General features: G+C 40.3%; 22 protein-coding genes, 4 pseudogenes and 1 other annotated feature. Of the genes and pseudogenes, 4 read left to right on the top strand and 22 right to left on the bottom strand.

Annotated elements, in window-relative coordinates:
• Window positions 1-13: 13 nt before the first annotated feature.
• Window positions 14-183, top strand: a pseudogene (locus tag HT687_RS04165) (AraC family transcriptional regulator).
• 51 nt (window positions 184-234) lie between these two features.
• On the opposite strand, the gene HT687_RS04160 reads toward HT687_RS04165, so the two are convergent.
• Window positions 235-906 (bottom strand): CPBP family intramembrane glutamic endopeptidase, encoded by a 672-nt coding sequence (locus HT687_RS04160; RefSeq protein ID WP_023937542.1) that lies wholly within the window; start codon window positions 904-906, stop codon window positions 235-237.
• Window positions 907-1124: 218 nt separating this feature from the next.
• Here HT687_RS04160 and HT687_RS04155 point away from each other — a divergent pair, with 218 nt between their 5' ends.
• Both HT687_RS04155 and HT687_RS12315 read left to right on the top strand, forming a co-directional pair.
• Window positions 1125-1934, top strand: coding sequence for a Cof-type HAD-IIB family hydrolase (locus HT687_RS04155; protein ID WP_023932748.1), 810 nt, complete (start codon window positions 1125-1127; stop codon window positions 1932-1934).
• A pseudogene (locus HT687_RS12315) lies at window positions 1933-2596 on the top strand (choline-binding protein C); the annotation flags it as partial. The gene HT687_RS04155 and the pseudogene HT687_RS12315, both read left to right, overlap by 2 nt.
• A gap of 111 nt (window positions 2597-2707) precedes the next feature.
• Here HT687_RS12315 and HT687_RS04140 read toward each other — a convergent pair.
• Window positions 2708-3242, bottom strand: a pseudogene (locus HT687_RS04140) (transposase); the annotation flags it as partial.
• A gap of 56 nt (window positions 3243-3298) precedes the next feature.
• Window positions 3299-3479 (bottom strand): annotated as a pseudogene (locus HT687_RS11790) (hypothetical protein); the annotation flags it as partial.
• 203 nt (window positions 3480-3682) lie between these two features.
• On the opposite strand from HT687_RS11790, the gene gdhA reads away from it, so the two are divergent.
• Window positions 3683-5029, top strand: a complete 1347-nt coding sequence (gene gdhA, locus HT687_RS04135) for an NADP-specific glutamate dehydrogenase (RefSeq protein ID WP_023937544.1) — start codon at window positions 3683-3685, stop codon at window positions 5027-5029.
• A gap of 418 nt (window positions 5030-5447) precedes the next feature.
• Here gdhA and rplL read toward each other — a convergent pair whose 3' ends face one another.
• The 19 genes from rplL to aroA all read right to left on the bottom strand — a co-directional run bounded on the left by rplL (window position 5448) and on the right by aroA (window position 25735).
• Entirely contained in the window at window positions 5448-5816 is a 369-nt protein-coding gene (gene rplL / locus HT687_RS04130; RefSeq protein ID WP_001196965.1) for a 50S ribosomal protein L7/L12, read from the bottom strand.
• 72 nt (window positions 5817-5888) lie between these two features.
• Entirely contained in the window at window positions 5889-6389 is a 501-nt protein-coding gene (gene rplJ, locus HT687_RS04125; protein ID WP_001287278.1) for a 50S ribosomal protein L10, read from the bottom strand.
• A 38-nt stretch (window positions 6390-6427) separates the two neighbouring features.
• Window positions 6428-6563, bottom strand: a sequence feature (ribosomal protein L10 leader region).
• A 75-nt stretch (window positions 6564-6638) separates the two neighbouring features.
• Window positions 6639-7898: a TRZ/ATZ family protein gene (locus HT687_RS04120; RefSeq protein WP_000862496.1), complete on the bottom strand. Its 1260-nt coding sequence runs from the start codon at window positions 7896-7898 to the stop codon at window positions 6639-6641.
• 256 nt (window positions 7899-8154) lie between these two features.
• Window positions 8155-9903: an ABC transporter ATP-binding protein gene (locus HT687_RS04115; protein ID WP_001254298.1), complete on the bottom strand. Its 1749-nt coding sequence runs from the start codon at window positions 9901-9903 to the stop codon at window positions 8155-8157.
• A 1-nt stretch (window position 9904) separates the two neighbouring features.
• Entirely contained in the window at window positions 9905-11629 is a 1725-nt protein-coding gene (locus HT687_RS04110; RefSeq protein ID WP_023936095.1) for an ABC transporter ATP-binding protein, read from the bottom strand.
• A gap of 57 nt (window positions 11630-11686) precedes the next feature.
• On the bottom strand, window positions 11687-12625 hold the full coding sequence (msrB, locus tag HT687_RS04105) for a peptide-methionine (R)-S-oxide reductase MsrB (RefSeq protein WP_000818203.1): 939 nt from the start codon (window positions 12623-12625) through the stop codon (window positions 11687-11689).
• Between the two features lie 60 nt (window positions 12626-12685).
• Complete coding sequence (locus HT687_RS11785) at window positions 12686-12853, bottom strand: hypothetical protein (protein ID WP_007285050.1); 168 nt, start codon at window positions 12851-12853, stop codon at window positions 12686-12688.
• Between the two features lie 75 nt (window positions 12854-12928).
• Window positions 12929-13798, bottom strand: a complete 870-nt coding sequence (gene thrB / locus HT687_RS04095; protein ID WP_031233548.1) for a homoserine kinase — start codon at window positions 13796-13798, stop codon at window positions 12929-12931.
• Window position 13799: 1 nt separating this feature from the next.
• Complete coding sequence (locus HT687_RS04090) at window positions 13800-15086, bottom strand: homoserine dehydrogenase (RefSeq protein ID WP_023936093.1); 1287 nt, start codon at window positions 15084-15086, stop codon at window positions 13800-13802.
• A gap of 152 nt (window positions 15087-15238) precedes the next feature.
• Window positions 15239-15976, bottom strand: coding sequence for an adaptor protein MecA (mecA, locus tag HT687_RS04085; RefSeq protein ID WP_000782675.1), 738 nt, complete (start codon window positions 15974-15976; stop codon window positions 15239-15241).
• Between the two features lie 201 nt (window positions 15977-16177).
• A complete protein-coding gene (locus HT687_RS04080) occupies window positions 16178-17212 on the bottom strand; it encodes a hypothetical protein (RefSeq protein WP_000461506.1) in 1035 nt (344 codons plus the stop codon).
• Entirely contained in the window at window positions 17205-18674 is a 1470-nt protein-coding gene (locus HT687_RS04075; RefSeq protein ID WP_023936092.1) for an O-antigen polysaccharide polymerase Wzy family protein, read from the bottom strand. The genes HT687_RS04080 and HT687_RS04075 overlap by 8 nt, the downstream gene beginning before the upstream one ends.
• A gap of 15 nt (window positions 18675-18689) precedes the next feature.
• Complete coding sequence (locus HT687_RS04070) at window positions 18690-19676, bottom strand: glycosyltransferase family 2 protein (RefSeq protein ID WP_023936091.1); 987 nt, start codon at window positions 19674-19676, stop codon at window positions 18690-18692.
• Window position 19677: 1 nt separating this feature from the next.
• Window positions 19678-20781 (bottom strand): glycosyltransferase, encoded by a 1104-nt coding sequence (locus HT687_RS04065; protein WP_023936090.1) that lies wholly within the window; start codon window positions 20779-20781, stop codon window positions 19678-19680.
• On the bottom strand, window positions 20771-21616 hold the full coding sequence (locus HT687_RS04060) for a phosphorylcholine transferase LicD (RefSeq protein ID WP_023936089.1): 846 nt from the start codon (window positions 21614-21616) through the stop codon (window positions 20771-20773). Before HT687_RS04060 ends, HT687_RS04065 begins: the two co-directional genes overlap by 11 nt.
• 250 nt (window positions 21617-21866) lie before the next feature.
• Complete coding sequence (gene psr / locus HT687_RS04055) at window positions 21867-23141, bottom strand: polyisoprenyl-teichoic acid--peptidoglycan teichoic acid transferase Psr (protein WP_000032344.1); 1275 nt, start codon at window positions 23139-23141, stop codon at window positions 21867-21869.
• Window positions 23138-23986: a prephenate dehydratase gene (gene pheA, locus HT687_RS04050; RefSeq protein ID WP_000686437.1), complete on the bottom strand. Its 849-nt coding sequence runs from the start codon at window positions 23984-23986 to the stop codon at window positions 23138-23140. Before pheA ends, psr begins: the two co-directional genes overlap by 4 nt.
• Window positions 23983-24459, bottom strand: a complete 477-nt coding sequence (locus HT687_RS04045; RefSeq protein ID WP_001151365.1) for a shikimate kinase — start codon at window positions 24457-24459, stop codon at window positions 23983-23985. The genes pheA and HT687_RS04045 overlap by 4 nt, the downstream gene beginning before the upstream one ends.
• Window positions 24452-25735, bottom strand: a complete 1284-nt coding sequence (aroA, locus tag HT687_RS04040) for a 3-phosphoshikimate 1-carboxyvinyltransferase (RefSeq protein ID WP_000769893.1) — start codon at window positions 25733-25735, stop codon at window positions 24452-24454. The genes HT687_RS04045 and aroA overlap by 8 nt, the downstream gene beginning before the upstream one ends.
• Between the last annotated feature and the right edge of the window lie 55 nt (window positions 25736-25790).

Raw genomic sequence — 25790 nt, 5'->3', positions numbered from 1 at the left:
TGATAAAGTCGGGATTATACCATATTTTAGAAGTTTTCCAAAAAGGAAAAAAGAACATCCTATTCTTCTTAACCTTCTTAACTATCTTCACTATCTGCCTTTCTCAAGCCAACCTTATTTTCAAAATCAATTCAAAAAATAACTGGATACACACCACTCCAATATCGAAAAGAAAAACGTTGACTATTTGTGAAAAAAGAAAATGCCGGAAAGTTCCGACATTTTTTTAGTAAGCTAACTTCCTGAAAATAGGAGTAACCATACATTCCAGAAGGCAGTGATATTGATGAGAATATGAACTAGTATTGGATAGTAGAGATTTTTTGTCATGCGATACAGTAGAGCTAAAATGAGACCTCCACTAGCATAAATGAAAAAAGCAAGAGGAGTTAAAGCAAAATTGATATGAATATAACCGAAAATAATAGCAGAAAGCAAGACATCTCCGTACCAAGGCGAGTTTTTGAAAAAGGTTGTCATAAGCACACCGCGATAAATCAATTCCTCAGCAATAGGGCCGATGAAGCAAGCCATGAGCAAGAAATAGGGTAATTCCTGTCTCCCTATCATTTCTATCGTTTCATTCAAAGAAATTTGATTTGAAGACGAGGGTATGAAATAAGACAAGAGGACGTCAGACATATACAAAATGATGTAACCCAGTAAAAGGTAGATAAAGTGCCTCAGCTGCCATTTGAAATGAAAAGTCTTCTTTCCTGCAAAAACTAGTAGATAGATGACCGCTAATAAAAGAACTCCACTCTCCATCAAAAGCAGAATCTGAAAAAATTCACGACTTGCTGGTAGATAGGGCTTTGCGAGATAATTGAAAAGCCCCCAAAACCAAGTTGATTTGTAATAAATTAAGGACAATGCTAGTAAAATTTGAATAGCCCGTTTTTTCATATTGAATCCTCTGTTTTCCTTGACTAGCTTATTGAATAGAATGGTTTGCTTAATTGAATCACAAGTTTAGTATAGCATATCTTGGCCAAATATCCTCTTCAAATCATGAATTGTCATCAAAACATCCTAAACTGTAAAATCAATTAGCCCCAAGCTTCCTATCAATTTCTTCTCCAAAATATGCTATAATAATACCAAAAGATAAAGAAGGAAGTCTTATGATTAAACTACTAGCCTTGGATATGGACGGAACCCTCCTCAATGAAGCCAAGGAAATCCCACAAGCTCACATTATTGCTATTCACAAAGCCATTGAAAAAGGTGTCAAATTGGTTCTCTGTACGGGTCGCCCGCTTTTCGGTGTCCTCCCCTACTACAAAAAACTGGGGCTTGATCTCCAGAATGAGTATGTGATTGTTAACAACGGTTGTTCAACTCACCAGACTAGCGACTGGGGCTTGGTTGACTGGCAAGAACTTAGTCCAGCAGACATCGAATACCTCTATGACCTAGCTGAAAAAAGTGATGTTCAGTTGACTCTTTTTGATGAGGAACATTATTTTGTCCTCGGTGGCAAACCTAATGAAATCATTCAAAATGATGCCAAACTAGTCTTTTCAGACCTGACTGAAATTTCTCTTGAGGAAGCGACTAGTGGCAAGTTTCGTATGTTCCAAGGTATGTTTTTAGGAACAGAGAGCCAAACAGACGATTTTGAGCAGCGTTTTGCTGAAGAGCTTTGCCAACGATTCAGTGGAGTTCGTTCGCAGCCTGTCATTTATGAAGCAATGCCGCTTGGAACGACAAAGGCTACTGCTCTTTCACGACTAGCTGAGATTTTGAAGATTGATTCCTCAGAGATTATGGCCATGGGCGATGCTAATAACGATATCGAAATGCTCCAATTTGCAGGGCTTGGGATTGCAATGGGAAATGCCAGCGATTATGTCAAATCTCTTGCGGATGCCGTTACCTCAAGCAACGAAGAAGACGGCGTTGCGCGTGCTATTGAGAAATATATTCTATAAATCTCGTAGCGGAGCAAATGTCTCTGATCAAACTGGACACTACGAATCCTTAATCAATCCAGAATTGACCTATATGGGTTTGGCAGCCTTTGAAAACCCTGTTACTCAAAATGGATGGATTACCGTTGCACAAAGTTTCGGAACATCATCTGGTGGCTCTGAAGAATTAGCTGGTGGTTATGGAAAAGCCATTCAATACATAGAAGCCTACTCTTCTCAGATTCAAACATTTGCGACTAAGGCGAATCTTTTTGACAAAAATTTGAAGGCTATCGGAACTCATAAAATCAAAAATGAAAATAAGAGTACAACGAATAATTCCTACAATTTCTTTAACCAAATGCAAGAAGTAGGTAAAAGTATGGGTTTTTGGCGACAAGCTGGCTCGCGTTGGTAGTTTATGCAACTTGATGGGATCTTACCCTTACAATCAGTGGGCAAAATTAGATAATATCTGGTATCGCTTCGATAGTTCAGTCTGGATGCAAGCAGGTTGGTTGAAAGACGGTGAGACTTGGTACTATCTCGACGGTTCAGGTGCTATGAAAACAGGCTGGATGAAGGTATCTGGCAAATGGTACTATGCTTATAGCTCTGGTGCTCTAGCAATCAATACGACTACACCAGACGGTTACCGTGTTAATTACAATGGGGAATGGGTAGGATGGTTTAACTACAACAAAAATACTCTATACTATCTCACAGTGAGTAGTCTTCACTTTCAAATAGTATAGAGATTTTTATTTACCTAGTATAGCTCTTATCTTAGGTGTTTATAACAAACTGAAACAAGAGTGGGACAAAAGAGCCTCGTAAAAGGTATTGCAACTTGGTAATACCTTTTTGAGGTGCTTTTTGATATGAGCACATGTCTTCTCAATAGGATTGTACTCAGGTGAGTAGGGAGGAAGGGGTAAAAGTTTATGCCCAAACTCTTCACACAAGAATTCTATCCTAGCTATTCTATTGGAATCTTGCATTATCCATAATAATAACTGAGGGTGTGGTTAATGTTGGTAAGAGAAATTTCTGAAACCATGCTTCAAAAAAGTCGCTCGTCATCGTCTCTTCGTAGGTCATTGGAGCGATTAAGTCACCATTTGTTAGACCTGCAACCAAAGAAATCCCCTGATATCTTCTTCCAGAGACTTTACCTCCTATTAACTGACCCTTTGATGAGCGACCATATTCTCGATAAAAGTAAGTATCGAATCCTGTTTCATCAATATAAACAGGTGCTAAGTGCTTTAAACTATTAAAATTCTTAAGAAATAAGGCTACTTTTTCTGGGTCTTGTTCATAGATAGTATAGTACTTTATGGTTACCGAACAAGTCTAATGAAAAAATTCTGATGATAGTTCTAAATCTCAATAACCGCTTGGGTTCCATGATCCAACTCCAGCAAGACATCTATACTTGTATAGAAAATCCTGCCCTGAATAAGGAGATGTAAATATTTCTTTCCTCCAAAATGGTCATAGTTTTGCTGGCAAATCTAACATATCATGGATAAATTAACAAGTGATTTCTGAATTGCTAAACATTTTCTTTTCTTATAGCATATTTTCAGATTTTCTCTTTGAGAAAGATATTTACAAGAAAAAGGTTCGTTTTTTGTCTATTTTCAAAAAGTCTTAAAACTAAATTGAAAGAATTTTTAGAAAATTTTTGTTTTTCTCTTTACAGTTTAAAAAAATTCTGCTATAATAGCTCATGTAATAAACTATGACAACAAAAGGAGAACGATATGACATCTGCTAAAGAATATATCCAAAGCGTGTTTGAAACTGTAAAAGCTCGTAATGGGCACGAGGCTGAATTCCTCCAAGCTGTTGAAGAATTTTTCAACACTTTGGAACCTGTATTTGAAAAACACCCTGAGTATATCGAAGAAAATATCTTGGCACGTATTACTGAGCCTGAGCGCGTAATTTCTTTCCGTGTTCCTTGGGTTGACCGTGATGGAAAAATTCAAGTAAACCGTGGTTACCGTGTTCAATTCAACTCAGCTGTTGGACCATACAAAGGAGGACTTCGTTTCCACCCAACTGTAAACCAAGGGATTTTGAAATTCCTCGGATTTGAACAAATCTTCAAAAACGTCTTGACTGGACTTCCAATCGGTGGAGGTAAAGGTGGATCAGACTTCGATCCTAAAGGTAAAACAGATGCTGAAGTGATGCGCTTCTGCCAAAGCTTCATGACTGAGTTGCAAAAACACATCGGACCATCACTTGACGTACCTGCTGGTGATATCGGTGTTGGTGGACGTGAAATTGGTTACCTTTACGGTCAATACAAACGTCTTAACCAATTTGATGCTGGTGTCTTGACTGGTAAACCTCTTGGATTTGGTGGTAGCTTGATTCGTCCAGAAGCAACTGGTTACGGTTTGGTTTACTATACTGAAGAAATGCTCAAAGCTAACGGTAACAGCTTTGCTGGTAAGAAAGTCGTTATTTCAGGTTCTGGTAACGTTGCTCAATATGCTCTTCAAAAAGCAACTGAACTCGGTGCAACTGTTATTTCTGTTTCTGACTCAAATGGTTATGTCATCGATGAAAATGGTATCGACTTCGATCTTTTGGTTGATGTTAAAGAAAAACGTCGTGCTCGTTTGACTGAGTATGCAGCTGAAAAAGCAACTGCAACCTACCACGAAGGTACTGTATGGACTTACGCTGGAAACTATGACATTGCTCTTCCATGTGCCACTCAAAACGAAATCAACGGTGAAGCAGCTAAACGTTTGGTTGCTCAAGGCGTTATCTGTGTATCTGAAGGTGCCAACATGCCGAGCGACCTTGATGCCATCAAAGTTTACAAAGAAAATGGTATCTTCTACGGACCTGCAAAAGCTGCCAACGCTGGTGGTGTAGCCGTTTCAGCTCTTGAAATGAGCCAAAACAGTCTTCGCCTCTCATGGACTCGTGAAGAAGTTGATGGCCGTCTCAAAGACATCATGACAAACATCTTCAACACAGCTAAAACGACTTCAGAAACATACGGTCTTGATAAAGACTACCTTGCAGGAGCTAACATTGCTGCCTTTGAAAATGTAGCAAACGCTATGATTGCCCAAGGTATTGTTTAAGATTTATTTGCTTAATCCTCAATCACTACGATTGGGGATTTTTAGTTGAGTTAGACAGTTGGGAAATTCTAATTAAATGAAATAAAAACTGAACAAATTGATTGCGGAATTCAAACCAATTTCTAACAATGTTTTATAAAACTCAGTGGACTATTCTAAATTCAATCTATTTTATACTTTTCGAAAATCTCTTCAAACCACGTCAGCGTCGCCTTACCGTAGATATGTTACTGACTTCGTCAGTTCTATCTGCAACCTCAAAACAGTGTTTTGAGCAGCCTGCGGCTAGTTTCCTAGTTTGCTCTTTGATTTTCATTGAGTATTACTTACTCGCCAACTTCTTAAACAAAAAGAAAAACCACTACTCCTAAGAATAGCGATTTAATCATGTTTTTAAGCTACTAATGTAGTCGCTCTATTATTTAAGAGTAACTGAAGCTCCAGCTTCTTCCAATTTAGCTTTGATTTCTTCAGCTTCTGCAGTTGCAACGCCTTCTTTAACAAGTGCTGGTGCACCGTCAACAAGTTCTTTAGCTTCTTTAAGACCAAGACCTGTGATTTCACGTACAACTTTGATAACGCCAACTTTTTTGTCGCCTGCAGATGTCAATTCAACGTCGAATGAATCTTTAGCAGCACCAGCGTCAGCAGCACCAGCTGCAGCAACAGCTACAGGAGCAGCTGCAGTTACACCAAATTCTTCTTCGATAGCTTTTACAAGGTCGTTCAATTCAAGGATTGAAGCTTCTTTAATTTCAGCAATAATGTTTTCAATGTTCAATGCCATTGTTATTTCCTCCAAATATGTTTTAAATTTATAATAGATTTTCGTAGCTAGGCTACGCTACGTAGCTTAAGATTAAGCTGCGTCTTCTTTGCTTTCTGCAACCGCTTTGACTGCAAGAGCAACGTTGCGCACTGGCGCTTGAAGTACAGAAAGGAGCATAGAAAGAAGTCCTTCGCGGTTTGGAAGAGTTGCAAGTGCAAGAATCTCTTCTTTAGATGCGACAGCGCCTTCGATTGCACCACCTTTGATTTCAAGTGCTTCAGCGTTTTTAGAAAAGTCGTTCAAGATTTTCGCTGGTGCAATAACATCTTCGTTAGAAAATGCTACTGCAGATGGTCCAACGAATACTGATGCAAGATCTTCAAGACCAGCTTTTTCAGCTGCACGACGCAAGATTGAGTTTTTAATGACTTTATACTCAACTTCGCTTCCACGAAGCTCACGACGAAGAACTGTATCTTGCTCAACTGTCAAACCACGAGCGTCTACAACGACGATAGATGCAGCAGCTTTCATTTTTTCAGCTACTACGTCAACTAGTTCCGCTTTTTTAGCAATAATTGCTTCACTCATTAGTGTGTTCACCTCCGTAATTATTTTGCTTGGGGAATTTTTCCAAAAGAAAAACGCGCCCAAACCTAGACACGAAAGTACAATACGCTTCTTTTTACATGATACGTTTTGTCCTCGGTAGGATATTTATGAGTCGAGCTCCCCTACTGTCTTAGGCAGTTTTTTCAAACCGTATATAAGTATAGCATAGTCAAAAAAAGAATGCAAGATTTTTACAAACTTTTTTTAAAATTTTTCGTGATTTTTCTTCTAAAGTTCTACTGTCAGAACTTGACCTTGCTTAACAACCTGTTCTCCAGCAATATAGACATCATCAACATCACTGGATTTGACAGCATAAACTAGGTGAGAGAGCATATTTTCTTGAGGTTGGAGATGGATTTTGCCTTGTGGTTGAATAACGAGAAAATCTGCCTGCTTGCCGACTTCTAGACTTCCTATCTGATTTTCCATTCCTAGAACCTTAGCCCCTTCGATTGTCAGTGCCTTGAGAGCTGTTTCGATAGGAAATTGGCTGGCATCTCCACTTTTCATCTTCTGAAGAAGGGCTGCAGTCCGTCCCTCCTCAAACATATCAAGATTGTTATTGGAAGCGACCGAGTCAGTCGCAATTCCGACTGCTACTCCTGCTTTTTGGAGCTGGATAATTGGAGCAATTCCTGATGCCAGTTTGAGATTACTGATAGGATTGTGAGCAATAGCCACTTGAGAAGTTGCCAAGCGTTCAATTTCTCGCTCGTTTAATTCGACCCCATGAGCAAAGACAGACGGATGATCTAAGTAACCCAGTTCTTCTAGAAAGGCGAGGGGGCGTTTGCCGTATCGTTTCAGGATAATGCCTGATTCTTCCTTGGTCTCCGCCACATGGATATGGATTGGAATAGCAAGCTCTTTTGCCATTTCCAAACTCGCTTCCAGCAAGTCTCTACTGCAGCTATAGGGAGAATGAGGTGCTACCATAACCTTGAAATTTGGATTTTTATATTTTAAGATTTCGTCTATGATGGATCGAGTTCTGCTTATAGTCTCAGCAGTTGTTTCTGTCTCTGAAGAAAAAAGAGTCGGAGAAAAATAACAACGCATCTTGGAATCTTTCACTGCCTGATAAATCTGCTCAATATTCACACCATTGGGATTATACATATCATTAAAGGTTGTTGTTCCTGACTGGAGTATCTCTGTCAGAGCTTCTTTGACCGCCTTAGTAGTCATGTCGGGAGTAAACTCAGCTTCTGCTGGCCAGATATAGTCATTGAGCCATTCATGGAGATTGCTATCATCCCGAATTCCTCTCAAACCTGTCATAGCAGAATGGGTGTGGCAATTGACCAACCCAGGCATAATCCAAGCTCCCTGATAGTCTATAATCTGCTCAGCTTGCTCTAAAAACGCTGGCTTATCTTGACCGACATAGACGATTTGAGAATCCTTGACTGCTAAGATTCCATCAAGATAAACATGGAAATCTTGATCACAAGTCACGATATTTACATTCTGAAAGACTTTCATTATAGGCTCCTTTTCTAAAAGACAAGTTATACTCTCTTCAAACTACTTCAGATTCACTTTGCCGTAGGTGTGGTTACTGACTTCGTCAGTCTTATCTACAACCTTAAAGCAGTGCTTTTAGTAACCTGCGGCTAGCTTCCTAGTTTGCTCTTTGATTTTCATTGAGTATTACAGTGAACAATTTTTCTAGCTATTGTAACAAAAAAGTCACCCGAAGGCAACTTTTTTCGTCCATAAACTTTCAAAAGAGAATGGCTTATTCAGAGCTAAAAGCTGCTGCTTGCTGCATTTGGTAATACTTACCCTTTCTAGCCATGAGATCCTGATGATTGCCATGCTCCACGATGTCGCCATCTACCAAGACAAGAATCAAATCCGCATCCTGAATGGTTGACAAACGGTGGGCGATGATAAAGCTTGTGCGCCCCTTCATGAGTTTTGCAAAGGCATCCTGTACTAGCACTTCTGTCCGTGTATCGATGGAGGAAGTTGCCTCGTCTAAGATAAGAATCTTTGGAATAGCCAAAAAGACTCGCGCTATAGTCAAGAGCTGGGTCTGACCGACAGAGAGAGATTCTCCTGCATTTTCTAACTTGGTATCGTATCCCTGTGGCAACTGTTGGATGAAAAAATCTGCATTGGCTGCTTTGGCAGCAGCAATCACCTGCTCCCGACTGGCTTCAGGATTTCCAAAAGCAATATTGTCATGAATGGTTCCTTGCTTGAGCCAGGTTTCTTGGAGCACCATGCCAAACTGCTGTCTCAATGATACTAGGGTATAATCATAAATGGATTGCCCATCCAGCAAGATATCTCCTGAGTTAATAGGATAGAAACGCATAAGAAGATTGATAAGGGTTGATTTTCCTGCACCTGTCGGACCAACGATGGCTACCTTGCTACCAGCTGGAATATCAATAGATAAATCCTTAATCAAAATCTTTTCAGGATGGTAACCAAAAGAGACATGTTTAAAGGAAATAGCTCCCTTAACTTGGTCACTGGTCAAGACTTCCTTGCCTGTTTCAGCAACCTCAGGACTTTCTAAGACAGCATAGACGCGCTCTGCGCAAGCCAGAGCACTTTGCAACTCAGCTAGCACTGAAGAAATATCGTTAAAGGGCTTGGTATACTGTTGGACATAGTTCAAAAAAGTCACTAAACGCCCAATGGTCAAGGTTGACCCCATCATGATACGATAAGCTCCTACTCCAGCTAGAATCGCATAAATGAGCGCATTGACAAAGCGAGTCGAAGGATTGACCGTTGAAGAATAAAAGATGGCCGACTGCGAATAGCCTGCGTAGTTGTCATTAGCCTCACACAGTCTTTTGATAAACTCTACCTGAGCATTAAAAGATTGAATAATAGTCTGCTGGCTAAGCGATTCTTCAATCAACTGAGTCTGAATTCCCCTTGTCTCTGTTTGCTTCTGGAAGAGATGATAGGAGCGTTTGGCAATAAAGCGTGAAACCACCATGGAAAGTGGCGTCAACAGCAAGACTAAGAGAGTCATGAGGAGGTGAATTTGCAGCATGGCTAGAATGCTAACCAAAATCATCAAGACACCAATGAAAAATTGGTTAAAAATCATGGTCAAGCCAGCTGCTAACTGTTCGATGTCCGTGGTTACCCGACTGACCATCTCTCCACTTCCTTGCCGCTCCACAAAAGCAATCGGTAAACGATGGAGCTTATAGATGATTCGCTCTCGCAAGTCTCTGGTATAAGAGAAGATTAGGCGATTATAAAGAAGAGGATTGGCCCATTGTACCAGAGTATTTCCTATAACTACCAAGATCATCTGGAGAAAAATCTGCCAAAAAACTGGTGAAGAACCAGCCACTAGGACTTGGTCGATGACCTGCCCAATCAAGATAGGTAGGTAGATTGATAAGCCAACCTGGGTAATAGTTCCTAGAAAGGCTAGGAAAAGGAGGAAGGGATTGCTTGCTAAATCTTTTGCCAAGCGTGTGAGCGTCTGGTTTGCAGTTTGTCGTCTCATGCTAGTCCTCCTTTCCATGTTGGGATGCATTGATTTCGCGATAAACTTGACTAGATTTCATCAAGTTCTCGTGCTTGCCGATAGCTAGGAGCTCTCCTTTTTCTAAGAGGAGAATCTGGTCAGCCATCTGTAAAGTCGAGGTTCGTTGAGAGATCAAGATTAAGCTCGTATTTAGCAAATTTTCTCGGATAGCTTTCAAGAGCTTAGACTCGGTAATGGTGTCGAGGGCCGAGGTCGCATCATCTAGGATGAGAAATGGAGCTTGGCGCAAGACTGCGCGAGCAATAGACAGCCTTTGTTTTTGTCCACCTGAGAAATTTCGACCTCCTGCCTCAACAGTGGCATCCAAGAGCCCTTCCTTTTCACTAACAAAATCCTTAGCTTGCGCAATCTCCAAGGCCTGCCAGAGTTCCTGGTCAGATACTTCTTGATGTAAACCTAGAGTCAAGTTAGAACGAATGGTTCCCTTAAAGAGTTCGACTTTTTGGGGCACATAGGCAATCCAAGACCGCCACTGCTCCAAATTAAGAGGACTACGTCCATTTCGATAAAGGTCTATACTCCCCTTGTCTGCTGGATAAAGTCCAAGTAAGACTTGCACCAAGCTTGATTTACCAGAACCAGTTCCTCCGATGATACCAAGGATTTGCCCTTGCTTCATATTAAAGGAAATGTCTCTCAGAGAAGGCTGGGCCGCATCAGGATAGGTAAAGGTCAGTTCTTGAACTTGTAAAACCTGATCACTGCTAGCTTGCTTTTGTTCTAATTCTGAATGAATATCTTCTGGAGCCTCAGCAAAAACTTCCTCGATTCGCTTAGCTGAGATGTAGGACTGGTTGAGGGAATTGATCAGCATGGCTAGCTTGACCAATTCCACCAAAATCTGTAAGAGGTAATTGATAAGAGCAATGAGAGCACCTTGACTGAGCACTCCTCCTTGAATTGAAATATAGCCTTGCCAGATAATAACGAGAAGAGTTCCATTGACAATCAGATAGGTCAGAGGTGTTAATAAACTAGACCAGAAACCTGTCTTTTCTTGTAATCTAGCATAAACTTGGTTAAGGGTTTGAAAAATCTGTAACTCTCGTTTTTCTTGACCAAAAGCACGAATAACCCGCATCCCTTGCAATTGCTGGCGCGTTTCCTGAACCAGTTGGTCCGTTTTCTTTCTGAGACTACTGTAGAGAGGATTGACCAATCGAGATAACCCTACAATGACAATGGTCAAAATGGCAACCATGACTAAGAACCAGAAAGTCAACTCAGCTGAGATTCGATAAGCCATAAAAATGGCACCAAAAACGATAATGGGCGCTCGCAAAAAGAGACGCAGGAATTGATTGATACCAGTCTGAATCTGGTAGGTATCCGAAGTCAAGCGAGTGACCAAACTAGAAGTTGTCAGACGGTCTCTGCTGTCCTTGGACAAGGAAAGAATATGACGATAAAGATCGTTTGTCAATTCCTTAGCAAAGCCTACTGCTGCCTTTGCTGAGTAAAATTGAGCTATCAAGGCCACTAAAACGCCAATTACTGCAAAGATAAGGAGCAGGCCAATCTGCATCCAGAGATGACCTTGATCTCCCTGAGGTAAAGATTGGTCAACAATCCCAGCAATCACCATGGGAACCAAGAGCTCAAAAACAGCTTCTAACAGCTTGAACAAGGGGGCTAAAATTGATTCCTTGATGTAGGGTTTGAAGTAAGATAATAGGTGTTTCATAAATCCCTTCTATTCATATTCTAGAAATGAAGAAAGTGGGAAGCCCCACTCTCTGTTTTATTTGTTTAAGTAAGGCAATAGATAGCCATATCCTGCTTTTTCCATCTCATCCTTGGCCACAAAGCGTAAAGAAGCAGAATTGATACAGTAACGGAGGCCGCCTAACTCCCGCGGTCCATCTGTGAAAACATGACCCAAGTGAGCGCTGCCTGAACGAGAACGAACTTCAATTCGCTCCATTCCATGGCTCAGATCCTTGTAATAATGAATCAACTCTTTGGAAATCGGACGGCTAAAACTTGGCCAACCACAACCTGAAGCAAACTTATCCTTGGCAAAAAAGAGTGGCTCACCCGTCGTAATATCTACATAAATCCCCTCTTCAAAGGTTTGGTCATAGGCATTGGTAAATGGAGCCTCTGTAGCAGCTTCTTGTGTGACACGATAAGACTCTTCAGATAGACTGGCCTTCAACACCTCTTGACTAGGCTTTTCATAGTTTGCTGCATCAATCAATGGCTTATCAGCATCGGTCACATCGATATGACAGTAACCTGAAGGATTCTTCCTGAGATAATCTTGGTGGTAGTCTTCAGCCAGAATGTAGTGGCGTAATTGCTCCACTTCTACTGCAATCTTTCGACCCAGCATGCGTTCCTGCTCCTGTACCACTGTGTAGATAGCTGGCAAATCTGCTTCATCCTGATAATAAATCCCAGTTCGATATTGGCGACCACGGTCATTCCCTTGTTGATTGATAGATAGAGGATCGATAACTCGGAAATAATAAAGTAAAATCTCTCTGAGTGACACTTCCTTCTCATCGTAAATCACTTGGACCGTTTCTGCATGGTCTGTTTCCTTGATCAACTGGTAATTGGTCGTTTCGACTTGACCATTAGCGTAGCCAACACTGGTTTCTAGCACTCCAGAAATGCGTGAAAAATATTCCTCTAGGCCCCAAAAACAACCACCTGCTAGATAAATTTCTGCCATCTTTATTTCTCCTTTATCACGTTTTTAACTAATACTCTTCGAAAATCTCTTCAAACCACGTCAGCTCACATCTGCAACCTCAAAACAGTATTTTGAGCTAACTTCGTCAGTTCTATCCACAACCTCAAAACAGTGTCTTGAGCTGACTTCTTCAGTTCTATCCACAACCTCAAAACACTGTTTTGAGCAGCCTGCGGCTAGCTTCCTAGTTTGCTCTTTGATTTTCATTGAGTATAAACTTCTTTTCACAAAAAGGATATGAAACCCTCTGGTCAAGAGTTTCCCCATCCTATCTTCTATTCTTTATTTTGCTTCTACACGGACACCTTGGGTATCAACTCTCAAGTCATGCAGTTTTCCTTTGAAAGGTTGCTTTTCCAATTCTGACTTAATCCTTGGCATCTTGTCATGAGAAGCCAGAACCATAACTGTCGGCCCAGCACCAGAAAGGTAGGTTGCATAGGCCCCATTTTCTTTGGTCACTTGCTTAATCATCGCAAATTCTCTTACCAAGTCCTGACGATAGCGCTCATGGAAGAGGTCTCCCTCGATTGCTTGCCCAGCGGTCACCATGTCTCCTGCCAACAAGGCAGCAACCGCTACATTGGCGATAGAACTTGCAGCAACAGCTTCCTTATAAGACAATTTTTTAGGCAAGACACTACGGCTGTCGCGAGTACGTAATTCATAGTTTGGAATGTAAGCTAGAAAATCACACTCTGGAAAGTCTGCTACGATAGCAGAGACTTGCCCTTCAACAGAACTTGCAATAACGAGATTACCATAAATGGCTGGAGCCACATTATCAGGGTGTCCTTCAATCTTGGTCGCTAACTGCAATTTTTCATGATCAGACAAGTCGAGTTGCCCCAATTGGTTGGCTAGTTCAATCCCAGCCACAATAACTGAGCTGGAAGAACCCAAACCACGCGCCAAGGGAACATCACTGGTCATTTTCAAGCGTCTAGGTTTCAAATCTGGTACAATTTGCAAAGCGATTTTGAGCAAGAGATTACGCTCATCATGTGGAATCCATTTGCCAATCTGGTGTTCAATCAACCACTCATCTCCTTCTTCGCAGACCTCAATTTGAAGATACTTGGTTACAGCTACACCGACCGAGTCAAAACCTGGCCCGATATTGGCACTGGTTGCAGGTACAATAATCTTCATCTTATTCTCCTAGCACCTTGAAGGTATTCAAGAGGTCGAATTCTGAAACCTTCTTCAATTCAGCTGAGACATTTTCAAGCTGGGCTTTATTAATCTTGTGTGTGATGATAACGACACGCGCCTTGTCACCCTCTTTGCCATCTTGAAGGATTTGCTTAAAGGAAATATCTTGAGCATTGAAGATTTCAGCCAACTTCAAGACCTGACCTTTTGAGTCTGGAGCCAAGATTGAGAAATAGTAGTTTGCTTTGACATCTTCAGGATTTGCCAAGACCAAGTCACGGCTATATTCGTTGAAGTCTTTGCCAATAGTACCATCATTCAAACGACGAACGATACGGACAATATCAGCTACAACACTTGTTGCAGTTGGTTTTTGACCCGCACCTGGTCCGTAGTACATAGACTCACCAATACCGATAGATTCTACAAAGACAGCGTTCATTACGCCATTCACACTAGCAAGTGGGTGCGCTTTAGGTAGGAAGGTTGGAGTCACTTCTGCAGCAATACCTGAAGAAGTTTCCTCAATAGAACCAACCAATTTCACTACGTAACCAAGCTCTTGAGCTACAGCTACGTCTTCTGGTGTGATATTGCGGATTCCCTTGTGGGCTACATCATCAAAGGCAATCTTCATGCCAAAGGCAAATTGGCTCAAAATAACCATCTTGTAGGCTGCATCAATCCCATCTACGTCATTCGTCGGATCGCTTTCTGCAAATCCTAGACGTTGTGCTTCCGCAAGAGCATCATCGTAAGACCAGCCTTCTTCCACCATCTTGGTCACCATGAAGTTGGAAGTTCCGTTGACTACTCCAAGCACGCGCGTAATTTTATCAGAAGCCAAGGAATTTGCTAAAGTACGAAGAATTGGAATCCCACCAGCAACTGCTGCTTCGTAGTAAAGTGCTACCTTGTTAGCTTGAGCGATTTCTAGCAATTCTGCGCCATGGACAGCCAAAAGGTCCTTGTTAGCAGTAACAACGTGTTTTCCAGCTTCCAAGGCACGAGTGATAAAGGTTTTAGCAGGTTCGATACGCCCCATCAATTCCACTACGATTGTAATGTCTTGATCTGATAAAATATCATCCACATTGGTTACAAAGTTAAAGTCATTCCCTGCTGCAAGTAAGCGATTCTTTTCATCTTCATCCTTGACCAATACCTTAGCAACTTCAATCTCTGAATGTGCTGATTGATTGATTTTTTCTCCATTTTCCTTTAGGAGGAAAGGCACACCACTTGCAACGGTACCAAATCCTAGTAAAGCAATTTTAACTGTCATCTTTATCTCCTCGAAATTTTCTAATATAGCCATTATAACAGAATTTTGTGAAAATTCCTATCATAGTAAATCACTATTTCAGTCTAGAAAAGAAAAAAACGAATCTGATGATTCGCTCTTCCTAAAATCTAGAAATAATTTTCCAGAAGTGATTATCCAATCTTTTGCAGATTGGTCACTGCATCGTGATTCATCAAGACTTGGCCATACTCCTGCAAGACTGAACGACTGATGTCACTATCGTCCGCAAACTCGCGCATACGGGCCAACAGCCAAGCTGGATATGGACTTGGATGATTTTCAATATCCACTAAAATGGTCAAATAATAGCGCTCATTCATCTTGTAGAGTTCAGAAGTTTCCATCTCAAAAGTCACTGTCTTAGCAAAAGCCACCAAGTCAGCCAACTTAGCAAAAGAAAGGATGTAGTAGATGTAAGGTTCTTTCTTACTCTCAGCTTCTTGTTCAGCCTGCTCCTGCTCTTCTTCCTTGGCTTCGACTTGCTCTAAAGATTGAATCGCTTCGATATCATCCTTAGTTTTGTCTGCGATGCTCTTTTCTAAGGTTTTAATAAACTCATCTGGCGACATTTGAGCCAATTCTTCCATATCTGGTAAATCCGATAAATCTTCAAAATCTAGATTTTGGTCAATCTTTGATTTGGTTACAAAGACATCAACCTTATCAGGTTTTGGAGTCACACGGAAGCTCAACATACCTGTATCTAGAAAGCTATCAGGCATCTCTAACTCATCCAAGATAGCATAAAAAAACTCTTCTGTTTTTTCTTGAGGGACAAGAAAGTCAGCAATCTCCATGCCACGATCCATCAAATCCTCTAAAGACATCGTGATTTTCAAAGTTGTATCACTAATTTGTTTCATTTTCATTGCTAGTAACCTCATACTTTCAGTTCTATCTATTATACTAGATTTTTACGATTTTATCAAAAGAAGGCTCCTCTATACGGATAGATTTTCCCTAGGGTCTTTCTATAGGAGACTCCAAGAGAAAATTTCTGCAGACAGATAGAAAAAGCCTTCAAAATCAAACTTCTTGTTCGACTTTGAAGACCTAATACATCAGAAAGCTTATAGTTTAAAGGTTGCTACACCGAGGATAGAACGATTTAAGTTTCTAAGAATTTGAAGACTTTGTTCAAATTTCTTATAACGAGTCACTCCGTACTCTTCAACAAGAAGGACTGTATCTCTTTCCAAAAGAGATGATACATCCTGTAAATCTACAAAATGCATTCCTTTTAAAGCCTCTTGACTCTGTTTCAATTTATCTAGGATAGCTTTATTTGAGCTAACGATTGTTAATTCTTGTCCAGCATTTTTGTATGACAAGACATCTGCTAGGTTAGCAATTGTTGTAATCTCTGTTACAAAATCAATTTGATACTGAGAAAAATCACCTGCTCTATTGATTGTTGGATTAAAGAGATAAATCAATACATTCCCCATCACAACCAAAATCACACAAACTACTCCAATAACAGCTAAACGGAGAATCAAGTTTTTCACATTCAATCCAAGTGCTGTCTCACCATTTGCATTCAATTCTTTAGAGTTGATGGTTTCCAATTTTTCAATTTTTACATTTGCAAAAGTGTGTTTAAATTTCTCAATCAATCCATCAATTTTTCGCTCTAACAAATCATTAGCATCTTTACTTGATGTCAAAATTTTCACACCAACCCCTGCATCGTCAATCATATAGTAGACGGTCAATTTTTTCCACCAATAATCATTCGTTGAATTTTTCAAGGTTGTTTCTGTCGTGTCTAATTCACTGGCAATTTTTTTCAACTCACTGGGTTCTACATCATTGAAAAGATAAGCTCCATTCAAATTCCCATCAATCAATTTCCCATAAAAATCACTATAACCACCAATTTGATGATTCAAAATTGTTTTAGCTGAGTCTTCTGGAGGAGTGATTTTATAGCTAAGATAAGTTGAATAACTTGTTGTATCTTTGACAGTGTTTTTATTCCTAACTGCTTTAATTGTAAATGGTACAGCAATGAGAGCAAATAAAGCGATGAGAGCTAAAATATTTGCTTTTCGTTTTTTGTAAAGATTTGCAAATAAATCAGCTACTGAATAATGTTCAAACATGATTTTTTTCCCCTTTGTTTAGTAGATACTGGTTCTCTTTTGTAAGCATTTTTGCTACAAATATAATCACAAGAACAATTCCCCAGAATTGCATTGTAAATAAATTGAAGAAACTTTCTGAAAAGCTACTTCTAGGCATAAAGAATAGATTATTCAAGATGAGTAAAGACAAGGCAAATAGGATTGTTTTTGAACGATAGGCTACTTGCAGCATGGCTATGAATAACATACCTAGCAAGAGACTAAGTAGAAAGACTCCTATCATACCATAGTCTGTATACAACTCCATGATATAACTACTTCCGATACCATGTCCTTTCAAATATTCCTTGTTCAAAACAAGATAGGATAGATTGTGGGCATAACTATTACTATCAATAGCTAGCTCTACACTATTGGTTGTATGCTCAAAGGCTTTTCCTCCGAAAATGGCCCCCAAACTTCCCCTTGCAAAATAATCAAGAACAGGACCAAAAGTAAAATTACGGAAATCTCTGTAAGGTAGGCTACTGTTAAATAGAAAACCTCGAGCCAGAACGCCAAAACTAGTCCCTTGTTTATAGATAAAGTCAAGCAGGATATCCCAGAAACCTGTATGGGAAACTTGAACATTATCCCGTACATAATTGAGCACTCCCATCGCTAACATGAGAATAGGAGAACCTACAAAAATCGCTAACTTTTCTTTAAACCCAATCCATTTTCCCTTTTCTGTTTGCTCCCGCATAAAGTAATAAACAAAAGCAAATAAAATACTTAAAATAAAGGGATTGCGTGTCCCAATTGCCAAATGAATAGTATTAGCTGCAATAAAGGAGACAAGCACTGCTGTTGCCTGCAATTTCTTTGGCTTGGTTGCCAAATACATACACATTGCGTAGACCGTAAATGTTGATAAGATATAGGTAAAATAAGGAAGTTTACTTTCAAAATTTGCATAGTAGGCATAGTAGGAAGTCTGCAAGCGATACAGGAGTCGTTCAAATAACCGAATGAAATAGAAAGGATAGGTGAGAAGAAAAACTCCTAGCGAAACAAAGCGTAACCGCTTGATATAAACCTCTTTTAGAGAACTTCCTATATTTGCTACTTTTATTTTCTTCCTAGCTATGAAGTAACGAGCCAGTACGCCTCCTGTGGTCAAGCCCAGAATCGAAACCATGACAACTATAAAGGCAAAACGATAGGCTATGGGATGATAGGTATCCAAAGCACCATCCCTAAAATAATCAATGGTTGGCCTTGATACCAGAAAAACAAAAATGGTTAAATAGAAAATAAAATGGATTAAGTAATACTTGATATCATTCCAACAAGCAATTAAGCTACTAACCAGTAAGAACAATAAAGTAGAAAGCAAGCTAACATTGTTATTATTAAACAGATATACAATTCCACTTACTAGCGTCAAGGCATAACTGACTATGGTCAAACTAAATAACAATCGTTTTCCATCAATCACTTGCTCACCCCCGTTCTAATGTAATTTTTTAGATTTTTCAATATTTTTTAGTAATAAGAATCGGTATAAGGAAATATTTATGAATAGAGCCAAAGCACTAATTCTTCTCCCCTTACGGAAAATTGAATTCCTAGCAATAGCAAAGGCATGGCCTTTTAAAAAACGATGAATCTGAGAATAGGCTTCAAACTGTTTATACTGATCATCTAGCAACATCTTATCCAGAATAAAAAAGTAGGCATAGGCTAATCTGAAAAAAGCAACCTCTTTCAAATCTGGATAGTTTTTCACAACTTCATTGTAAAACCTTTGGTAGATATCAATATAGGCTAAATCCTTCTCTACATAGGGTTTGGTCGTAATACTATCCCCTCTATGGAAATAGTAATAATAGGGTTTAGTATTAACCACATACTTCTTGGCCAACTTGATTAAATCAAAATGGTAATAGGCATCTTCGTAAATCAACCCCTTAGGAAAGGATAGGGCAGTTGCAATCTGTCTCTTGATTAGCTTATTGCAAATCGTCCCAGGTATTTTTTCACCTATGAGGTATTCCTTTAGAAATGTTTGAGAATCACAGACAAAATAGTCATCCTGATTGGCTGACTGTGGGCTTTCATCATTAGCATAGACATTCATGACACCACAGCTTGAAACATCCGCATCTTCTTGAACTAATTGCTCATATAAGCTCTGAATCATTTCTGGATGGATATAATCATCTGAGTCAATAAAAATCAGATAATCCCCGTGAGCCTGCTTCATCCCATCATTTCGTGCTTGCGACAATCCTTCGTTCTTTTTATGAAGCACTGACACCCTATCATCTAGTTCAGCGATTGAATCACACAAGCGACCACTTTCATCCGTTGCTCCATCATCAACAAGAATGATTTCCAGATTTTGATAAGTCTGCTTCTGAATGGAAGCTATCGATTTTTCTAGGTACTGCGCCACATTATAGACTGGCACAATGACACTAATTAATGCAGTTTCCATGCTACTCCTCTAATAGTTTTTCTACTTGTTCGATTTGTTTTGTAATTGTAAATTGTTGAATGAATTGGCTAGCCTCATCGACATCAAAGTTTGAGGCAGAAGTCATGTAATTAGTAATCGCCTGAGCTGCCTCTTGATTGCTCTCAATGATTTGTCCAAATCGTCCTTCTTGGGATAATTCCTCAGCCCCTCCAACGTCCGTAGAGATAAAAGGGAGTCCCAGACTCAAGGCCTCCACATACACTCCAGGAAAACCTTCTTGTTTAGACATAGACAAGAGAACTTTCGTCTGAGATAGATACTGATAAGGATTTTTTTGATAACCAAGGAAATGTACATAGTCCTCAATCCCATACTCTTTGACTCGTTTTTTCAGTTCCTCTTCCATATCACCAGCCCCGATAAAATAGAGATGATAGTTTTTTCCCTCTTGGTGTAATAATCGTATCACTTCCACTACACGGTCAGAACCCTTATTTTCCTCAATCCGTCCGATAGTACAGATACTTTGAGGAGCAATCTCGATATCGATCTTCTCTTGAGATTTTTCTAGAATAGTCTGAAAATCATATCCATTGTAGATTGTCTGTAATTTAGAAGCATAATCTGGATAAACTTCCTTGATAGAATTGCTGGTCTTTTTTGAAATCCCTACAATTGTATTCGCAGCATCCAACTGGCTTCTATGTGATTCTCTTTTAGAGCTATCCTTAAGAAGTTCTTCGATACTTCCATGAATCCAAGAGATTTTCTTGACTTCTTTTCTTTTAGAAAACAACAGTGGTGGATTCATAATGGTAAAAGAAACTTCAACATCATAATCATCTTTTACAAGCAAACGACGAGTCAGTCTTGGAAAATAAATTCTCATTCTCCACAAAAAAGCTCGTAACCATCTGGTTTGGCGATAATCTTGAAGGGATTTTAAAATGCCTACATGCTTTGGAACAGATTCATATCCCTTGTCAAAGTGCTCCATTTCAAGAATATCAATATCATACTTTTCTGGATCCAGATTTGAAACAATGGTTGATAGAATCTTCTCTGCACCACCTCCAAGAGAAAAAGACCACATAAAAAATAAGATTTTTTTCTTAGCCACCATATTCTCCCTTGTATTCTGTATAAGACTTATCCATATCAGCGATGACAGCATCATGATGCGGTAGCTGCTTATCTGCTGGTGGAGGCGTCATATAATCCCCAAAAGCAGTTCTGAGATAGACATCATAGCCGATTGGAATAGGCATCTCTGTTCCTTCAAATGGCAAGAAAAGATTATCTTCAAAAGATTCGATTAGGTACTTGTTTCTCATGTAGCCAGGACCTGAGCATAGTTCCGTGATTCCATCGCTCTCAGCCAAATCATACTTAGTCATTTCTTTCTCAGCTTTTTTCCAGATGCGATAACGGAGAGATTTTGGAGTCAAACCCAGTAAAATGCGACTTCCCCATTTCATGAGAGCACCATGCTTTTCTGGAATAGTTTGCGCACAAAAGAGTGAATAAATCAAGGCCCAACGAACCTGTTTTTTCCGCTCAGCTGAATCTTTCGGATAATAATCCAAAGGCAAAACATCCAAGGCCAGACCATGTGGCAAATCCAAATCCTGCTGATAAGGCTTGATACAGGTGGTTTCCTTGTCACGAATGGTAATAAAAAGATTACGATCAACAAAATCCTTGTAACTCTTTGACAAGAAATAACGTTCATCTGCATAACGAGGCCATAATTCTGCTAATTTCTCATAATCTTTACGAGGCATAAAAAAGTCTAGGTCGTCGTCCCAAGGAATAAATCCCTTGTTTCGAAGGGTACCAATAGCGCCTCCGCCACAGAGATAACAGAGCAAATCATGTTCTTTACAAAAGGCCACAAAATATTCAGCCATCTCCAGACTACGAGCCTGAATTGCTTTTAAATCAGTCATATTGTTCATTATTCTTTCTATCGTATCGTTTCATTATACCACAAACAAGGGGTGAAAATCTATTGCAGACTGTAAAAAATCAAAGCCTGACTGCTATCCAAATAGCTATCAAACTTTGATTTTTCTGTCTTATACTCTTCGAAAATCTCTTCAAACCACGTCAGCTTCACCTTGCCGTAGGTATNNACCTCAAAACTGTGTTTTTAGCAGCCTGCGGCTAGCTTCCTAGTTTGCACTTTAATTTTCATTGAGTATTATCTTATCTCAAGCCCATTTGAGCGAGCTTGGTTTGATATTTGTTTTGATCAACCAGCAAGCCCAAGCCTCCATAAACATCATAGGCATCTACCCAGTCACCCAGTTCTGGAATCGTCAATTTTTCAATACCATTTTTTGCTCCATCCAAAACAGATAAACCGTTTGTTAGGAGGAAAGTATAGGGTACGTTGGTTGAGGTCATAGCAAAAACCTTTCCAAGAGCTTCAGAACCAGTGAAAAGTTTAGTGGGATCTTTAATTTGCTCTAAAATTGCTGTTAAAACTTGTTGCTGTCTTTTTGTACGGCCGTAATCCGCCTCATCATCATCACGGAAACGAGCATAATTGAGCAGGGTCGAGCCATTCATCTGCTGTTTTCCGACTTTAATGGTTTGGGTTGGAGACTCAGTCTCGGTAGCATATAAATCATCTCCGACTGTAGCTTCTGTTAGGGGACGCCCATTCAATGTTGAAAATTGAGCATCAATCGTCACCCCATCAGGGAAAAGCGTGTCAATCGCTGTGGCAAAGGCCTGGAAATCAACCAAGGCGTAGTACTTAATGTCCAAGTCAAAATTATCTTTCAAGACTTGGCGAACCATTTCTGCCCCTTTTTGCCCCTCTTGTTCTCCTAACTCGTAGGCTACGTTTAACTTGTTATCTGTCTGTTTTCTACCATTAATCACTTGACTATAACCATCTATATAGACCAAATTATCACGCATGAAACTGACTAGCTTCATTTTCTTATCTGAGCCCCCGACATTTAATACCATAATAGAGTCAGTTCGTGTCTCAACACTATTTTGACCGATTCGACCGTCTGTCCCCATGATCAAAATATTAACTCCATCTCTAGTGTCCTGACCATTAAAGACTTGAACCTGTGCTGCCTTAGCATCAGCAGTTTTCTTTGCGCTAGCATCTTGGTAACCACGCAAAAACATGAATACCATGGCCAAAGCCACACAGACCAAAAGTGAAAAAATCACCATAAAAATTCGTTTAAGACGGAGCTTCCGTCTTTTCTTTTTTGGAGGGAAAGAGAGTGCTTGTGATTTGGATTGTGAGCGACTCCGGTTCGCATAGCTTGGTAAGTCAACCTGCTCTTCTCTTTCTTGTTCCAAGCTAGAGCTACTATTTCCCCTAGCAAGAGTTAGCTTTTCTTGCAAATAGGCAAACTCATTTTTTTCTCTCTCATTGAGATAATGAATATTTTTTAGCAAATAATCATAACGCAACTGCTCATGATGACTTAAGGGATTTTCTTTACTCATCTTCTCTCCTTTCCATGGTCTGATATTGGATAAATAGGATAGGCACCCAGAATTTTATACTGGATTCCAATCGCTTCTAATTCTTTTTGGGCAAAGTGGACCAAGTCCTTATCGGTATAATCCACATCGATAATGAAAAAGTATTCACCCAGTGCTGTCTTGAGTGGACGACTTTCAATTTTTGTCAAGTCAATTCCTCGCCAAGCAAAGGTCGACAGGGCCTTATAAAGTGCACCTGGAAGGTTGTCAGGTAATGTCAAGGCCAAACTCATCTTTTCAGTTTGTGCTTGCAAGGGAATAGAAGGCTTTTCAGCTCCTAGAACCCAGAAACGTGTGAAATTGGCTTCCATTTCCTGAATATCCTCGGCAATCAGTTCCAATCCATATTCTTCAGCAGAACTTCTAGGTGCAACTGCTGCAAAGGGCTGGTCTGGATGTTCGGAAATAAAACGGGCCGCATAAGCTGTACTAGCTGTTACCTCGATTTGAGCCTCTGGATATTGTTCATCGATGAATTTCTTTCCTTGAGCCAAGGCCTGTGGATGTGAAAAAATCTTTTCAATCTTAGTATGGCCTGGAACCACCATCAACTGCTGATGAATAGGCTGAACGATTTCTGCTACTGCTTGGATGTGAGCCTGATGAAAAAGATAGTCCAAGGTTTCATGAACACTACCCTCAATAGAGTTTTCAACTGGCACCACAGAATAGTCCACTAATCCTTGCTCATAAGCCTTGATGACATCTGTAATGTTGGCAAAAGCCTGCAATTCCTCATTAGGAAAAGCTGTCTGCACAACATGGTGTGAAAATGATCCCTTGGGACCTAGATAAGCAATTTTCATCTTAGTTCCTCTATAATTTCCTCCGGACTTAGCTTGGTCACATCCAAAATCCGACTAGCCACTTCCTCATACCAAACCTGTCTTTCTTGGAAAATAGCTGCAAGTTCTTCCTTGCTATTATTTAGAAAAAGCGGGCGCTGATTATCCTTATCAGCTGCGATACGTTGGTAGAGGGTTTCAAAATCTGCTTTCAGGTAGATGTTATCTGTATTAGTCTTGAGTAAGTCACGATTTCTCTGAGAAATAACCACTCCTCCTCCAGTTGACACGACTTGGTCTGTTTGTAGTAAATTAGCTAGGACTTCTGACTCTACCTGACGAAAGGCCGCTTCGCCCTTTTCCGCGAAAAATTCCGCAATGGACATACCTAAACGCTTCTCTATCAGAGCATCCATATCAAGGTAGTCTGGGTCTAAACCTCTTGCAATAGTCGATTTGCCAGCACCCATAAAGCCTAGTAACACCTTAGCCATGAGTCAAGTTCTCCAAATCATCAAAGAAGCTAGGATAGCTGGTATTGATGGCTTCTGCCCGATCAAGTTCCACTTCTCCATCTGCAACCAAGAGAGCTGCGATGGCTGTCATCATGCCAATTCGGTGGTCTCCAAACGTATTGACTCTAGCACCGTAAAGAGCGGATTTTCCTTTGATAATCATTCCATCTGCTGTAGGTGTGATATCTGCTCCCATACTATTCAGGGCGTCTGCCACCACCTGAATGCGGTCTGTTTCCTTGACCTTAAGTTCCTCAGCATCCTTGATAACTGTTACACCTTGGGCTTGGGTCGCAAGTAGAGCGATAATGGGCAATTCATCAATCAAACGTGGAATCAAGGCACCGCCAATCTCTGTTCCTTTCAAGTCTGAAGACTCAACAGTCAAGGTAGCAGATTTAGCGACTGGGTCAATTTCAGTCATTTCCAATTTTCCACCCATGGCGCGAATGACATCAATAATACCGGTGCGCGTTTCGTTGATACCCACATTCTGCAGCACTAGACGAGAGTTTGGAACAATCAAACCTGCGACTAACCAAAAGGCTGCACTGGAAATATCTCCTGGTACGACCACCTTCTGTCCTGTCAATTTTTGTGGCCCTTGGACTGTGATTTTCTTGCCCTCCACACTTAAATGGCCACCAAATTGTTGCAACATATCTTCAGTATGATTACGGGTGCACTCTTTTTCGATAATCACTGACTCCCCCTGAGCCTGCAAGGCCGCAAAGATCAAGGCTGACTTGACTTGGGCAGAGGCAATTGGCAACTCATACTGAATAGGTCTTAGGGTTTTCGTCCCTTTTAAGTGAAGAGGAGGCAGGTCTCGCTCAGTTTGTCCCGAAATGCTAACGCCCATTTTTTTCAGAGGAATCGTCACACGATCCATAGGACGTTTGGAAAGACTGTCGTCTCCAAACATTTCTACTTCAAAATCTGCACCTGCAAGGACACCTGAAATCAGGCGAATCGAGGTACCAGAATTTCCCATATCAAGGGCATTTTGCGGAGCTTTTAAGCCTTCCATACCCACACCTTGAATGGTAATAACCCCATCTTTGTCCTCAATTTCAACACCAAGGTCACGAAAAACCTGCATGGTCGAAAGAACGTCTTCACCTCGCAGAATATCATAAACCTTGGTCTCACCCTCAGCCAAACTTCCAAAGATAATGGAACGGTGGCTGATAGACTTGTCACCTGGAACGCGGATACTGCCATGTAAGTGGCGAATGTTTGTTTTTAGTTTCATACTGGACCTCATACTTGCAATACTTTTACCTATTTTATCATAAAAAGCCAGAAAT

The sequence above is a fragment of the Streptococcus sp. 1449 genome (genome assembly GCF_013276805.1).
In the GTDB taxonomy this organism is placed as follows: Bacteria; Bacillota; Bacilli; order Lactobacillales; family Streptococcaceae; genus Streptococcus; species Streptococcus pseudopneumoniae.
Note: the sequence above shows the minus strand (reverse complement) of the source record. Positions and strands in the feature narration are given on the sequence as shown.

Excerpts from the sequence above, each read along its gene's own strand:
- rplJ (WP_001287278.1), bottom strand. The coding sequence starts at position 6,389 with ATGAGTGAAGCAATTATTGCTAAAAAAGCGGAACTAGTTGACGTAGTA.
- aroA (WP_000769893.1), bottom strand. The coding sequence starts at position 25,735 with ATGAAACTAAAAACAAACATTCGCCACTTACATGGCAGTATCCGCGTT.
- psr (WP_000032344.1), bottom strand. The coding sequence starts at position 23,141 with ATGAGTAAAGAAAATCCCTTAAGTCATCATGAGCAGTTGCGTTATGAT.
- HT687_RS04115 (WP_001254298.1), bottom strand. The coding sequence starts at position 9,903 with ATGAGACGACAAACTGCAAACCAGACGCTCACACGCTTGGCAAAAGAT.
- HT687_RS04060 (WP_023936089.1), bottom strand. The coding sequence starts at position 21,616 with ATGAACAATATGACTGATTTAAAAGCAATTCAGGCTCGTAGTCTGGAG.
- HT687_RS04110 (WP_023936095.1), bottom strand. The coding sequence starts at position 11,629 with ATGAAACACCTATTATCTTACTTCAAACCCTACATCAAGGAATCAATT.
- pheA (WP_000686437.1), bottom strand. The coding sequence starts at position 23,986 with ATGAAAATTGCTTATCTAGGTCCCAAGGGATCATTTTCACACCATGTT.
- gdhA (WP_023937544.1), top strand. The coding sequence starts at position 3,683 with ATGACATCTGCTAAAGAATATATCCAAAGCGTGTTTGAAACTGTAAAA.
- thrB (WP_031233548.1), bottom strand. The coding sequence starts at position 13,798 with ATGAAGATTATTGTACCTGCAACCAGTGCCAATATCGGGCCAGGTTTT.
- HT687_RS04080 (WP_000461506.1), bottom strand. The coding sequence starts at position 17,212 with ATGTTTGAACATTATTCAGTAGCTGATTTATTTGCAAATCTTTACAAA.
- HT687_RS04120 (WP_000862496.1), bottom strand. The coding sequence starts at position 7,898 with ATGAAAGTCTTTCAGAATGTAAATATCGTGACTTGTGATCAAGATTTC.
- HT687_RS04090 (WP_023936093.1), bottom strand. The coding sequence starts at position 15,086 with ATGACAGTTAAAATTGCTTTACTAGGATTTGGTACCGTTGCAAGTGGT.
- rplL (WP_001196965.1), bottom strand. The coding sequence starts at position 5,816 with ATGGCATTGAACATTGAAAACATTATTGCTGAAATTAAAGAAGCTTCA.
- HT687_RS04045 (WP_001151365.1), bottom strand. The coding sequence starts at position 24,459 with ATGGCTAAGGTGTTACTAGGCTTTATGGGTGCTGGCAAATCGACTATT.
- msrB (WP_000818203.1), bottom strand. The coding sequence starts at position 12,625 with ATGGCAGAAATTTATCTAGCAGGTGGTTGTTTTTGGGGCCTAGAGGAA.
- HT687_RS04065 (WP_023936090.1), bottom strand. The coding sequence starts at position 20,781 with ATGGTGGCTAAGAAAAAAATCTTATTTTTTATGTGGTCTTTTTCTCTT.
- HT687_RS11785 (WP_007285050.1), bottom strand. The coding sequence starts at position 12,853 with ATGAAAATCAAAGAGCAAACTAGGAAGCTAGCCGCAGGCTGCTCAAAA.
- HT687_RS04160 (WP_023937542.1), bottom strand. The coding sequence starts at position 906 with ATGAAAAAACGGGCTATTCAAATTTTACTAGCATTGTCCTTAATTTAT.
- mecA (WP_000782675.1), bottom strand. The coding sequence starts at position 15,976 with ATGAAAATGAAACAAATTAGTGATACAACTTTGAAAATCACGATGTCT.
- HT687_RS04155 (WP_023932748.1), top strand. The coding sequence starts at position 1,125 with ATGATTAAACTACTAGCCTTGGATATGGACGGAACCCTCCTCAATGAA.
- HT687_RS04070 (WP_023936091.1), bottom strand. The coding sequence starts at position 19,676 with ATGGAAACTGCATTAATTAGTGTCATTGTGCCAGTCTATAATGTGGCG.